At 57.6% G+C, this 12,224-nt stretch carries 11 protein-coding genes; 7 read left to right on the forward strand and 4 right to left on the reverse strand.

Translation table 11 applies throughout. The annotated features are described in order from the left end of the window. The first annotated feature begins 261 nt into the window (after window positions 1-261). Window positions 262-549, forward strand: coding sequence for a co-chaperone GroES (locus FJE54_RS06460; protein WP_139651880.1), 288 nt, complete (start codon window positions 262-264; stop codon window positions 547-549). Between the two features lie 91 nt (window positions 550-640). Further along, complete coding sequence (gene groL, locus FJE54_RS06465) at window positions 641-2,272, forward strand: chaperonin GroEL (protein WP_139651881.1); 1,632 nt, start codon at window positions 641-643, stop codon at window positions 2,270-2,272. Window positions 2,273-2,437: 165 nt separating this feature from the next. Here groL and FJE54_RS06470 read toward each other — a convergent pair whose 3' ends face one another. Then, complete coding sequence (locus tag FJE54_RS06470) at window positions 2,438-3,106, reverse strand: Dabb family protein (RefSeq protein WP_139651882.1); 669 nt, start codon at window positions 3,104-3,106, stop codon at window positions 2,438-2,440. Continuing rightward, the gene (locus FJE54_RS06475) at window positions 3,099-3,593 is read right to left on the reverse strand and encodes a hypothetical protein (RefSeq protein WP_139651883.1); all 495 of its coding nucleotides are present in this window, start codon (window positions 3,591-3,593) and stop codon (window positions 3,099-3,101) included. Before FJE54_RS06475 ends, FJE54_RS06470 begins: the two co-directional genes overlap by 8 nt. A 351-nt stretch (window positions 3,594-3,944) precedes the next feature. On the opposite strand from FJE54_RS06475, the gene FJE54_RS06480 reads away from it, so the two are divergent. Continuing rightward, a complete protein-coding gene (locus FJE54_RS06480) occupies window positions 3,945-5,153 on the forward strand; it encodes a response regulator transcription factor (RefSeq protein ID WP_139651884.1) in 1,209 nt (402 codons plus the stop codon). A gap of 50 nt (window positions 5,154-5,203) precedes the next feature. Here FJE54_RS06480 and FJE54_RS06485 read toward each other — a convergent pair whose 3' ends face one another. Then, entirely contained in the window at window positions 5,204-6,910 is a 1,707-nt protein-coding gene (locus FJE54_RS06485) for an FAD-dependent oxidoreductase (protein ID WP_180326602.1), read from the reverse strand. A 342-nt stretch (window positions 6,911-7,252) separates the two neighbouring features. Continuing rightward, window positions 7,253-7,729, reverse strand: coding sequence for a helix-turn-helix domain-containing protein (locus FJE54_RS06490; RefSeq protein ID WP_139651886.1), 477 nt, complete (start codon window positions 7,727-7,729; stop codon window positions 7,253-7,255). A 128-nt stretch (window positions 7,730-7,857) separates the two neighbouring features. Here FJE54_RS06490 and FJE54_RS06495 point away from each other — a divergent pair, with 128 nt between their 5' ends. The 4 genes from FJE54_RS06495 to FJE54_RS06510 all read left to right on the forward strand — a co-directional run bounded on the left by FJE54_RS06495 (window position 7,858) and on the right by FJE54_RS06510 (window position 12,174). Then, the gene (locus FJE54_RS06495) at window positions 7,858-8,682 is read left to right on the forward strand and encodes a TrmH family RNA methyltransferase (RefSeq protein WP_139651887.1); all 825 of its coding nucleotides are present in this window, start codon (window positions 7,858-7,860) and stop codon (window positions 8,680-8,682) included. A gap of 271 nt (window positions 8,683-8,953) precedes the next feature. Beyond that, a complete protein-coding gene (locus tag FJE54_RS06500) occupies window positions 8,954-9,826 on the forward strand; it encodes a putative manganese transporter (protein WP_139651888.1) in 873 nt (290 codons plus the stop codon). A 74-nt stretch (window positions 9,827-9,900) separates the two neighbouring features. Then, on the forward strand, window positions 9,901-10,503 hold the full coding sequence (locus FJE54_RS06505) for an HD domain-containing protein (protein WP_139651889.1): 603 nt from the start codon (window positions 9,901-9,903) through the stop codon (window positions 10,501-10,503). A 180-nt stretch (window positions 10,504-10,683) separates the two neighbouring features. Continuing rightward, entirely contained in the window at window positions 10,684-12,174 is a 1,491-nt protein-coding gene (locus FJE54_RS06510) for an alanine/glycine:cation symporter family protein (RefSeq protein WP_139651890.1), read from the forward strand. The last annotated feature ends 50 nt before the right edge of the window (window positions 12,175-12,224 follow it).

The raw sequence follows: 12,224 nt of genomic DNA on the forward strand, positions 1-12,224 counted from the left end.
ACCCGTTTCCGTGAACGAGTGACCGCATGTTTGCGGAGTGCTCTTCGTCCGCCGATCGGAGAACTGTAGAATCCTTGTGAAACCTAAGTCAAACACACTTAGGTTTTCTCAATTTCTCTTGCATTCGTCTGCGGGGGTGGTAATATACCGCTTTGTTTAGCACTCGTTACTCAAGAGTGCTAGCACTCCGCTCAAACGAGTGGTTAAATAGTGCAACGTGACGTGATTCAGAAAGAGCCGATCGAAAGGAAGGCATACACCATGAATCTTAAACCATTGGGTGACCGTGTGATCATCAAAGCTGACGAGGCTGAGACCACGACGGCGTCTGGTCTGTACATCGCATCCGAGGCTAAGGAGAAACCCACGACTGGCGTTGTGCTCGCAGTGGGCGATGGCAAGCTCGACAAAGACGGCAAGCATCTGCCGATGCCCGTCAAAGAGGGCGACAAGGTTATCTATGGGAAGTTCGGCGGAACCGAGGTTACCGTGGACGGCGAAGACGTTTTGATCCTCCGCGCCGACGACCTGTACGCGGTCTTCGCATAAGCCTTCGTTTTCTGTATCCCTGTCAGGCACTTTGCCATTCGAATCGCCGTATGAGGCTTGCGGATGGCGTTAGATGAAAGGAACTACCATCATGGCTAAAGATATCAAGTTCGATGCCGATGCACGCAGCGCGCTTGCGGCCGGCGTTTCCAAGCTGGCTGACGCAGTCAAGGTAACCCTCGGCCCCAAGGGCCGCTACGTCGCTTTGGAGAAATCCTACGGCGCTCCCACCATCACCAACGACGGCGTAACCGTCGCCAAGGAAGTCGAGCTCGAAGATCCGGTAGAGAACATGGGCGCTCAGCTCGTGCGCGAAGTCGCCGTTAAGACCAACGACGTTGCCGGCGACGGCACCACCACGGCGACGCTGCTTGCCGACGTCATCGTGTCGGAGGGCCTGCGCAACGTAACCGCCGGCGCCGATGCGCTCGGCATCCGCCGCGGCATTCAGAAGGCGACCGATGCGGTCGTCGAGGAGATCAAAAACAACTCCCACGATGTGGCGGGCAAAGATCAGATCGCGAACGTCGGCACCATTTCCGCAGGCGACGCCGAGATCGGCGAGAAGATTGCCGAGGCTATGGACGCGGTCGGCAAGGACGGCGCTATTTCGGTCGAGGAGAGCCAGACCTTTGGCCTCGAGATGGACATCGTCGAGGGTATGCAGTACGACCGTGGCTACATCTCCCCTTACATGGCAACCGACATGGAGAAGATGGAAGCTGTTCTCAAGGATCCCTACATCCTTTTGACCGATCAGAAGGTCAACAACATCCAGGATATGGTTCCGCTGCTCGAAGAGGTTATGAAGACCGGTCGCCCGCTGTTCCTCGTTGCCGAAGACGTTGAGGGTGAAGCGCTTGCCACCATCCTCCTGAACAAGCTGCGCGGCACCTTCAACTGCGTCGCCATCAAGGCCCCTGGCTTCGGTGATCGCCGCAAGCGCATCCTTGAGGACATTGCCGCCGTTACCGGTGCGCAGGTCATCGACAAGGACTTCGGCATGACCATGGCCGATGCCACGATCGACATGATGGGCCATGCGAAAACCGTCAAGGTCACCAAGGACACGGCGCTCATCGTCGACGGCGCAGGCGACAAGAAGGCTATCGACAACCGCATCCATCAGATCAAAGCCGAGCTCGAGCGCGTCGATTCCGATTTCGACCGCGAGAAGCTCCAGGAGCGCCTGGCCAAGCTTTCCGGCGGCGTTGCGGTGCTCAAGGTGGGCGCTGCTACCGAAAGCGAGCTCAAGGAGAAGAAGAGCCGTATCGAAGATGCGCTGCAGGCAACCCGCGCAGCCGTTGAGGAGGGCATCGTCGCTGGCGGCGGCGTAGCGCTTGTGAACGCCATCCCTGCGCTCGACAAGGTGGAAACGGCCGATAAGGACGAAGAAGTCGGCATCAACATCGTGCGCAAAGCACTCGAAGCCCCCATGCGCGCCATCGCTCAGAACGCCGGCTTCGAGGGCAGCGTCGTCGTCGAGCACGTGAAAGGCATGAAGGCGGGCGAAGGCCTGAACTGCGCCACGGGCGAGTACGGCAATATGATCGAGATGGGCGTGAACGATCCGGTGAAAGTTACCCGTACGGCTCTGCAGTCCGCTGCTTCTGTGGGTGCGCTTATCCTCATCACCGAAGCAACCATCAACGAGATCCCGAAAGACGGTCCCGACTTGTCCGCGCTTGCCGGTGCTGCCGGCGGCATGGGCGGGATGATGTAGGCTCGCGCTTCGCAAGAATTCAACACGGGCAGGTGATTCGCACATCCACCTGCCCGCTTAAACTCGGAATCGGGGTGGCCTGTCGGTCGCCCCGATTTTTGCTGCAAGGGGTTTTCTGCGGATGCCACTCGGATAGGTGCATCGAAAGCTGAGCTCTGGTTGTACCTACTCGGCAAAGTTGGCCAGAAACGGCGTCTCTTGAGCTACATAGGGTGTGCAGAGGTTAGGGTTGACGATCCATTCGTCGCATGCAGGTTCGAAGAACTTGTCGATATAGCAGAAGTGGTACGGGGTCGTCATATACTTTCCGAGAAACGATCCGGGTTCGTCGAAATCGCATTCGTATGCGTAGGCCCATGAATCGGAACCCGCCGATTCGGCGATTTTCGCGAACGTGCAGTTTTTTAGACCCGGTACGTGATCGGTCATGCCGTTCATATTCGCTTCCATCTTTGCAACCATGTCGGGATCGGCATCGTCGAGCAAGCTGAAGATGAGGACGCGATGGCATTTCGAGACGCTCGTTTCTTGCAGTGTGAGCGTTCCGTCGCCGTAAGCGACGTATTCGAAACCGGCGACGATCGATTCGTTTTCGAACAGTCCGTATAGCGTTGCCCATGACTCCGCGGCTTTCGCCTGCTCGAACGCAGCTTGGTCTCTGAAGCCGAGCTCGCAGAAGTAATCGCCGCCAGGCATGGGCGGTTCGAGCACAGGGGCGGCAAGGTTGACGTCGGTAATTGCACCCGCAGCGCTTTTGACTTCGGCATCGAATGATTCTCTTGCCCCGCTATCGATCCCCTCGGCAAACGTTGCCATAAAGACTGCGCTAAACATTGTTGAGCACCTCCATATACTCTTCGCTTGCGAAATACGATCGATCTCTCTCGAGTACCCGCTTCCTTACGGCAGCCCACCATTCGACGTAAGCTGGGTTGTACCGTGTTGCCGATGACATAGCCCAAGCGGCGACAGCGATATCGTCGAGCGTCCAAACGATCTGTACGATGTTCGAATCGTTTTCAAGCCACAGAGGCGGCGCTATCGTGGCGTTCACGAAGGCCATCCCGCCTCCCTCTGCCATCGGTCGGTAGGTTTTCAGGTATTCGTCGAGAAACGCCTTTCCGTCGCCTGGTTTGGGCTTGAACGTGTCGACCACGTACACCTTGTTTGCCGATTCGGTTGCGGGTGGAATCTCTTGTTCTTCGGGAGCTCCGCTTTCGGTTTCTTTTTCGGATACCGGCTCGGGTTTCGCTGTCTCTTGCTGAGTGCAGCCTGCCAGGATACCGAGCGATGCAACGCTCGCTGTGGCTCCAACCGCCACGAAAGCTCGTCGGGAAATGCCCGAACTCATACCTTGCATAACCATCCCCTTTCTCATATGTGCGCCGATTTTGCTTCCACTGCTTGCCGACGCCTCCTGCCGCGCAGTTTTTCCGTCGAACGGGCTGTCGAAGTCGATGACGTTCGACCAAACCATTCTTGCTTGACAAACATGGTCTGCTGCACCTAGGCTAAACAGAGGTTTCTCCCAAAACCTGCAAGCTTGCACAGGGCCCATTCGACAGGGACAACCATACCGGGGGGTAGTGCGGCAGTCTGTCTCACGAAAGTGGCTAACCGGCCTTTTTCTGTCATCCGGAAGGTATGATTTGGCAATGCACGGGAGGGAAGCATGCAAGTAGATTTGAAGGCGGGCACGCTCGGTAAGCGACAGGTTGCCAAAACCGCGCTGCTCGATGCGGTCATCTGGTTTTGGTTCCATCAGGTTTCGTACGAAAGCCTGTTTACCCAAAGCGCTGAAATCATACCCTCATTCGGAATATTCAGCCTGATCGGCACCTTGGCAACGGGTACGGGGATCATGCTGGCACGGTGGGATCGCATACCTCTTGCGTTCAGGATCACCGTACCGGTGCTCGCTTCAGCGTCGGCTGCCATGCTCCTTCTGACAAGTCGATTCTCGCTTACCGAAACGGTGTTCGAGGATGTCGGGTTGCTGTTTTTCGCGATCGCCTGCTTCGGATGCCAGATTCTCAGGATCGAGAACTTGGCAAAATGCGATGACGTCAAAACGCTGACGGCTGCTTTGGTGTGTTCGCTGCTCCTCTATTACGTAATCAGTTTTACGGTGCTCGTCCTGCCTCGTGGCGTATACGACCTCTACGTGATGCTCGCGCCCTTCGTGTTGTTTGTCGGTGCAAACAAGCCTCTCGCAGCGACTGAACGCATCGGCAAGATATCGAAAAAGACGTTCTTGCTTACCCCAAACCTCCTTGTTGTAGTGTTTGGCGTTGCGGGCGGGTTCGTATTCTCGAGCGGGAGCATCTCTTCTGCAATGGTGCCGGGCGACGTGCTCACCGCTCCATCGCCTTCTTTTCTGCTTATGTTGCTTCTGTATATGGAGCTCGGGGTGATCGTGTCGTTTGGCCTGCGGTTTAGAAAGGCCATGTATTTCGTCGTCATGAACGTTGCCTGGGCTCTCGGCTCGATACTCGGTGGGTTCGTGTTCCAGTTGACTCCCGCCGTGCCCGATTCTCTGTCGGTGGTCGTTTCCGTTGCCATCGTCGCAAGTTTCTTTGTGTTTCAAAACACGTGGCTTAACGGCCCGAAATACGTGGTGGAGTCGAAGACGATTGCCTCAGAGGATCTGGCACGCGCTCGCGGTCTTTCGAATCGCGAGACTGAAGTGGTGCTGCTTCTGCTGGAGGGAAGGAGCTTGCGCTATATCCAAAGCGAGTTGTACATATCCGAGGGGACTGCGCGCACTCATGTGAAGCGGATCTACGCGAAGCTCGATGTACACTCGAAGCAGGAATTGATCGATTACTTCAAAAACAACGTCGATGCGATGAGTGCGGGGCCTGCGACAGGAAAAGAATAAAAAGGCCGACCCCGTTATGGAGTCGGCCGGTATCGTTTAGATTGGCGTCGCTAGAGGCCGAGCGCATGGTGCACGGCTATCCATCCCATGACGCTACCCGATCCAAGGCTGATGCCACCGCCGACGTATCGGCCGCCCGATACTCCTGACGAGCAGTTGCCGACTGCATACAGTCCGCTTATCGGTTCGCCCATCGAGCTGACCACCTGGGCGTTTTCATTGATGGTCAAGCCGCCTGCGGTTCCGCATGTACCGGGTACGTACACTGCACCGTAGAACGGGGGAGTTGCGACGGGTGCGAGGCACGGATTGGCGATATCTGTCCGCATTCCAGCCATGACGGCGGTCGTATTGAGATCGAGCTGTTTTTCTCCGCGGTGATATACCGGATCGACGCCTTGCTCGGCGTTTTCGTTGAATGCGGCTAACTCTGCAGCTAAACCAGCAGGGTCGATCCCGAGCTTTTCGGCGAGCTCATCGAGCGTGTCTGCTTGAACGAAGTGCGCGGGCATCTCTCCGCTCTCACCCTCGCCGCCATACGTGGCGTCGAAGTAGCCTCCGTCCATCGAGCCGACGGTATGTCCCGGCAGCGAATAGGTGTTCCAGCAGGCGGAATCGCAGATGAAGTACGACGGTATGTTGAGATGTTCCATTTCGCCGTTGTCGTAGTATGAAAATGCTTTGTTGTAGGTGTCGTACGCCGTTGCCTCATTGCCGATGCGACGACCCTTCCTGTTGACGACTACAGCACCTGGCAATCCTCGGTACATCGCCCAGTCGGTTCCCGCGATCTCCTGTGCTATCTCGTTGTTTGCGATCAGCTCTTTCGGATCCTGGCCGGTGGTCAGGATGGCGGGTGCTCCCCAGCACGAATCCATATACGAAAGGTCCGCGCCGACCGCCTGGCCCATTTTGTGACCGTCGCCTGTGTTCGTAGTGCATGCGTTTGTGGCAAGCAGTTTGAACGGCAAATGCTTTGCGCGCATATCCGCGTTGTGATCGAAGCCGCCCGTTGCAAGGATGACGGCGTTCGCCCCGATCGCTATTTCATCGCGGCCTGACGTTGCTCGAGCACCGATTACCGTGCCGTTCGAATCAGTCACCAGGGCGGTTGCAGCTGTTTCCATGAGCACTTCGACGCCCGCATCGTCGAGCGCTGCCTTTAGCTGTTCCCACATTTGGGCTGCCACGAGCGGTCCGGAAGAGTCGGAAGCGCCGAGGCTGGCACGGCCGAAGGGTATCCAGCCGGGAAGCGGCTCGTAGTAGTCGCCGAACAACGTCGACGGGGTCCATGTCCAGCCGAGCACCTCGTTCGTCCATGCGAGGAAATCGTTTCCGTTATCGAGGAAGCTTCCAATGACGGTTTCGTCTGCGCGCCCTTCGCTGGCGCTGAGATAGTACTTGATGACCTCTTCTTTCGAATCGTTTACGCCCGCTTCTTTCGCGGCATCGGAAAGGGGGATTGCCATGCCGCCGCCCGATGTCGCAGCGGTTCCTCCCCAGAGCTTGCCCTTCTCGAGCAGGCAGACGGATGCAGCACCCAGTTTTGCGGCCGCAAGTGCCGAAAATGCGCCAGTACCCGAGCCCACAACGAGGACGTCGACCTGCTTGTCCCATGCGATATCGGATCCAGCGGGCGCCTGCTGGGATTCCTGATTGCTCGAGCATCCGGCAAGCATCCCCGCAGCACCGAGAGCTGCTCCTGATAAAGCAGCTGCTTTCAGGAAATCACGGCGTGCAATATTGTTTTTACTCATGAGTACCTCCCTTTTCGGTTGCCGGCGTCCCGCGCCAGCCCAGCCTCCTTTGCGCCTTGTCGCAGCCGAAGCAAAGTGAAAGAACTGCTTGAGCGTCGAAGTGCGCTCCTGGACCATACGCCGATTACGAAAAAGGGTCTGTCTCACGAAAGCGGCTATATGTCCGCTCCGTGTCATCCGAAAGGTATGAATTGGTGGAAGGCCGACACTCGTCCCGGTAATGCAGTACGTGGGTCGCAAGGCGTTGCTTGGCTGTGGGCTGTTCGTCGAAAGCCGAGGGCGGCCGGTCCGTACACGACCAGCCGCCCTCGGTGCGTTCTTGCCCAGCTCGGCCCTGCGCGCCTACTTCGGGTTTACGAGGTTGCGAATCGTGACGAAGATACCGACGAGCATCTCTACGATCGACATGCCCACGAGAAATCCGCTGAGGAAATCCATGACCTCGCTCGTCGATGAGTCGGGCAGGGTTTGGCCGATGGTAAGCGTGACGAAGCCGAGCATGATGATGAGCAGGCCTACGAGCATGCGCTTTTCGCGCTGCAGCTGTTCGACGGCGTTGAGGGCTTGGCGCACGGTTTCTTCCGACATGGCGTTTTCACGTCCGCTTTCGATGTCTCGTCCGCTCAATAGCTCGTTAAGCGTAACGTGGAGGCGCTCGCAAAGAGGCTCCATGATGGAGCCGTCCGGCAGGCAGCGCCCAGTTTCCCATTTCGACACGGCTTTGCCGGTGATACCGAGCTCGCTGGCGAGTTGTTCCTGGGTAAGCCCGAGCGTTTTGCGCTTGAGGGCGATGAATCTCCCCGTTGTCCGTGCGTCCATGCACTGTCCTCCTTGTTTCGATTCGTCTGATCATACGGCGTTACTTGCGGCAATTCCACCGCTTCGAAGTAGAATATGGTAGATACAAGTGGCCTGAAGGAACAATGTAGCGTCGATGGGAGCCGTCTATGCCGATTATGCGATTGTCTTCGTTGGAAGATCCGCGTCTTGATGCCTACGCGCGTTTGACCGAGGCGCAGCTGCGCAACCGGCTCGAACCCGAGAAAGGCATCTTCATCGCCGAGTCCATCAAGGTGATCGAGCGCGCGCTCAACGCGGGGTATAAGCCGCGTTCGCTTCTCATGGAAGAGAAATGGCTCGACGCTTCGGCAGGCGTTCTTGGTCGCATCGACCCTGAGGTGCCGATATTCGTATTGCCTGCCGACGAGCTCAAACGATTGACCGGATTCGAGCTTACGAGGGGAATCCTCGCAGCGATGGGCAGACCTAAGCTGCCGAGCGTTGAAAGCCTGCTTGCCGATGCGCGGCGCGTTGCGGTGCTTGAGGGCATCGTCGACCACACGAATGTGGGCGCGATCTTTCGCTCGGCTGCTGCGCTCGGCATTGATGCGGTGTTGATTACGCCGACCTGCTGTGACCCTTTGTATCGTAGATCGGCGCGCGTATCGATGGGGACGGTGTTTCAGGTGCCGTGGACGCGTATCGGCGAGGTGGCGGGCGATTGGCCAGAAAAGGGCCTTGCGTTGTTGCGCAGCCTCGGGTTTTCGACGGCGGCGTTTGCTTTGACCGATGAATCGCTATCGATTGACGATGAGCGGCTCCACGCATGCGAGCGGCTTGCCATGGTATTCGGCACCGAGGGCGACGGGCTCGCACCCTCGACGATCGCCCAGTGCGACTGGACCGTCCGCATCCCCATGGCGCACGGCGTAGATTCCCTCAACGTGGCAGCGGCTTCGGCGGTGGCGTTTTGGGAGCTGCGGACGCGCTAGCCTGCCGTGACCGAAGCACAAGGTTCATGCGGGCACGGAAGTGCTAGCCTGCCCTGACCGAAGCACAAGAGTTCATGCGGGTACGGAAGTGCATAGCGTTCTGCGCGGTCAGAGACCGTAGCAGCTCAAGGGATGGTGCACGCGTTTGTCGGCTTGCAATCGGGCTCCCGCAGATCGGGGCTGGGCATGTCTCTGGGCGAAATCCTGCAATTCTATGACGGCTGCATGAGCACTGGTTGGCGATGGATCGATTCTGCTAGAATACTCTGCCATGGAAATGATCTTACATATCCTCGAGCATGCGGTGCTCGACACGATCAGGCTCGTACCGTTTCTCTTCGTTACCTATCTTGCTATGGAGGCGCTCGAGCACAAGGCGGGCGATAAGGCCGAAGCTGCGATTCGCAGGGCGGGAGCCGCGGGTCCCGCCATCGGCGCGGTGCTCGGCGTGTTTCCCCAATGCGGGTTCTCGGCGGCGGCAGCGACGCTCTATGCGGGGCGCGTTATCACGCTTGGTACGCTCATTGCCGTGTTCCTCTCGACGTCGGATGAGATGCTGCCCATCTTCATAGCCGAGCAGGTTGATCCCATGGTTATCCTGAAGATACTAGGGGTGAAGCTTCTTATCGGACTCGTGATGGGTTTTCTGATCGACGGGGCGATGCGGCTTGCGCGAAGGCGAGGCGCCGACGACATAAACATTCACGAGCTGTGTGAGCGCGACCATTGCCACTGCCATGGGGGTGACGGCGGGATCCTTAAGAGTGCGATCAAGCATACGCTGCAGGTGACGCTGTTCATTTTCATCATCACGCTTGTGCTCGAATTTGTGATAGAGGGCGTCGGCGAAGATGTGCTCGCGGAGTTCCTCGGTGCGAACCCGGGCCTTTCCGTATTCGCGTCGGCGCTCGTGGGTCTCATTCCCAATTGCGCGGCGAGCGTGGTCATCACCGAACTGTATCTCGAGGGCACGTTGGCCGCGGGTGCGATGATGTCGGGCTTGCTTGTGTCTGCGGGCGTGGGGTTGCTTGTATTGTTCCGCACGAACCGTTCGCTCCGGCAGAATCTTGCGATTCTCGGTGCTTTGTACGTCATCGGCGTATTCTGGGGATTTGTCATTACTGCTGCAGGAATCGTGTTCTAACCGAGCCGCCCTTGTTTCAAGGGAGCTCATTGCTATAGTAAAGGTAAGCCGAATAAACGAACCAGGAGGAACCAATGACGAAGCTTGAGGCCGGAATGTCGCGTGACGAGGCGTTTGCGCTTTTGCAGGAGCACAACAAGGATCCGTTTCATATCGAGCACGCTGAAACGGTCGAGCAGACCATGAAGTACTTTGCCCGCGAATACGATCCTGAAAACGAGGGGTTCTGGGGCATTGTCGGGCTGCTGCACGATCTCGATTGGGAAGAGCACGACGACGAACCCGAGCTGCACACCATCTATGCGGCAAAGGATATCGAAGCGGCCGGCGGCTCGCCCGAGCTCATCCGTGCCATTCAGTCGCACACCTCGGATTTCAACACCGATTTGCCCAAGCCCGAACTGCAGATGGAAAAGATCCTGTTTGCTACCGAAGAGCTTACCGGGCTCATCGGCGCAGCCATCGTTATGCGCCCTTCGAAGAGCGTCATGGATTTCGAGGTGAAATCTCTCAAGAAGAAGTTCAAGGATAAGCGCTTCGCAGCAGGCGTGAGCCGCGATGTCATCCGCAGCGGGGCCGAGATGCTCGGTTGGGAACTCGACGAGCTGTTCGCCCGCACGATCGAGGCCATGCAGTCGTTCGCACCTGATAAGGATACGTTCGTTCTGGCCGAGTAAGCGCACTCGAAAACGCTTATGCATCGTGTGAAAGCCTCTGCTCCAGAGGCTTTTTTCTACGGCTGATATGCGGATCGCCGCTAAAAAGCGAACAGATGTTTCACGTGAAACATTGGCTTTCTATGATGTCGGGCGCTCTGTTTGATACAATGCCCCTTGCATTCACAAGGAGGTGCTTTCATGGACGGGATAACCGATACCCTCATCGGCATTACGGGATCGATCAGCGATGCCATGTACACGTACGTTTTGGTGTTCATGCTCGTTGGAACGGGCGTGTACTTCACCATTAGGACGAAGGGCGTCCAATTCCGCTATATCAAGGATATGTTCTCGGTTCTTACCGAGGAGAAGCACGTTGGCGGCAGCAGGAGCGTCTCGTCGTTTCAAGCGCTTATGGTCTCGACGGCGAGCCGCGTTGGAACGGGCAACATTGCGGGCATTGCCACGGCGATAGCCACAGGCGGCCCGGGCGCGGTGTTCTGGATGTGGCTCATGGCGCTTATCGGATCGGCGTCGGCGTTCATCGAGTCGACGCTTGCCCAGATGTTCAAGATCAAAGGGCCGAACGGGGAGTTTCGTGGCGGACCTGCGTACTATATCGAGCAAGCGTTCGGCAAGCGCTGGCTCGGCGTGCTGTTCAGCATCCTGCTCATCATCTGCTTCGCCTACGGATTCAATGCGCTGCAATCGTTCAACATGAGCTCGTCGCTCGAATACTACATCCCAGGCTACGCCGACTCCCTGGCTCCGCTCGCGCTTGCGATCGTGCTTGTCGTGTTCACGGCGTTCGTCATCTTCGGCGGCGCGCACCGTATCAGCTTCATGACGTCGATCATCGTTCCCGTCATGGCGATCGGCTACATCGCGCTTTCGGTATGGATCACGATCACGCATCTCGATGCGATACCGGCGGTGTTCTCGCTCATCTTCGAATCCGCGTTCAACTTCCAATCGATATTCGGGGGCTTTGCGGGATCGGTCGTGGTCATCGGTATCAAGCGCGGGCTGTTCTCGAACGAAGCCGGCATGGGGTCGGCCCCGAACGCCGCAGCCGCGGCATCCGTTTCGCACCCTTGCAAGCAGGGTTTGGTCCAGACGCTCTCCGTGTTCATCGACACGCTGCTCATTTGCTCGTGTACGGCCATGATGGTGCTCGTGTTCTTCGTTGGTGGAGACCCAGGCGAACTCAACGGCATGCCGCTTGTACAGCAGGCTATCAATTTCTCGGTAGGCGAGCTGGGTATCCACTTCATTACGTTTTCGATCTTCGCGTTCGCGTTTTCGAGCCTGATCGGCAATTACTTTTACGCCGAAAGCAACATCAAGTTCATCAAAGACAATAAGATCGTCCTGTTCGTGTTTCGCATCACGTGCCTGATCGCGATTTTCATGGGCGCGCAATCGAGCTTCGATCTTGCGTGGAACGTCGCCGACATCGTCATGGGAGCGATGGCGTTCGTGAACATCATATCGATCGTCCTGCTCGGTAAGTGGGCTCTGCGTGCGCTCGACGACTACACCGAACAGCGCAAGCAGAAGAAAGACCCCGTCTTCGTCGCGTCGAGCATTCCCGGTTTGCCGCAAACCCAATGTTGGCACGAAACCGCCGACGAGCTGGCCGGGTGCGATCGCGCTCTGGCTCGCGAGAAGGCGCATTCCGAAGAATAGCCGCGGACCGGTCTGCCGGTGCGCGCATCGGATTGCGCCTTGCCGCATGC

The organism is Raoultibacter phocaeensis (assembly GCF_901411515.1).
Taxonomy (GTDB): domain Bacteria; phylum Actinomycetota; class Coriobacteriia; order Coriobacteriales; family Eggerthellaceae; genus Raoultibacter; species Raoultibacter phocaeensis.

Coding starts and splice junctions, on each gene's coding strand:
- FJE54_RS06460 (WP_139651880.1), top strand. CDS start 262: ATGAATCTTAAACCATTGGGTGACCGTGTGATCATCAAAGCTGACGAG.
- groL (WP_139651881.1), top strand. CDS start 641: ATGGCTAAAGATATCAAGTTCGATGCCGATGCACGCAGCGCGCTTGCG.
- FJE54_RS06470 (WP_139651882.1), bottom strand. CDS start 3,106: ATGTTTAGCGCAGTCTTTATGGCAACGTTTGCCGAGGGGATCGATAGC.
- FJE54_RS06480 (WP_139651884.1), top strand. CDS start 3,945: ATGCAAGTAGATTTGAAGGCGGGCACGCTCGGTAAGCGACAGGTTGCC.
- FJE54_RS06485 (WP_180326602.1), bottom strand. CDS start 6,910: ATGAGTAAAAACAATATTGCACGCCGTGATTTCCTGAAAGCAGCTGCT.
- FJE54_RS06490 (WP_139651886.1), bottom strand. CDS start 7,729: ATGGACGCACGGACAACGGGGAGATTCATCGCCCTCAAGCGCAAAACG.
- FJE54_RS06495 (WP_139651887.1), top strand. CDS start 7,858: ATGCCGATTATGCGATTGTCTTCGTTGGAAGATCCGCGTCTTGATGCC.
- FJE54_RS06500 (WP_139651888.1), top strand. CDS start 8,954: ATGGAAATGATCTTACATATCCTCGAGCATGCGGTGCTCGACACGATC.
- FJE54_RS06505 (WP_139651889.1), top strand. CDS start 9,901: ATGACGAAGCTTGAGGCCGGAATGTCGCGTGACGAGGCGTTTGCGCTT.
- FJE54_RS06510 (WP_139651890.1), top strand. CDS start 10,684: ATGGACGGGATAACCGATACCCTCATCGGCATTACGGGATCGATCAGC.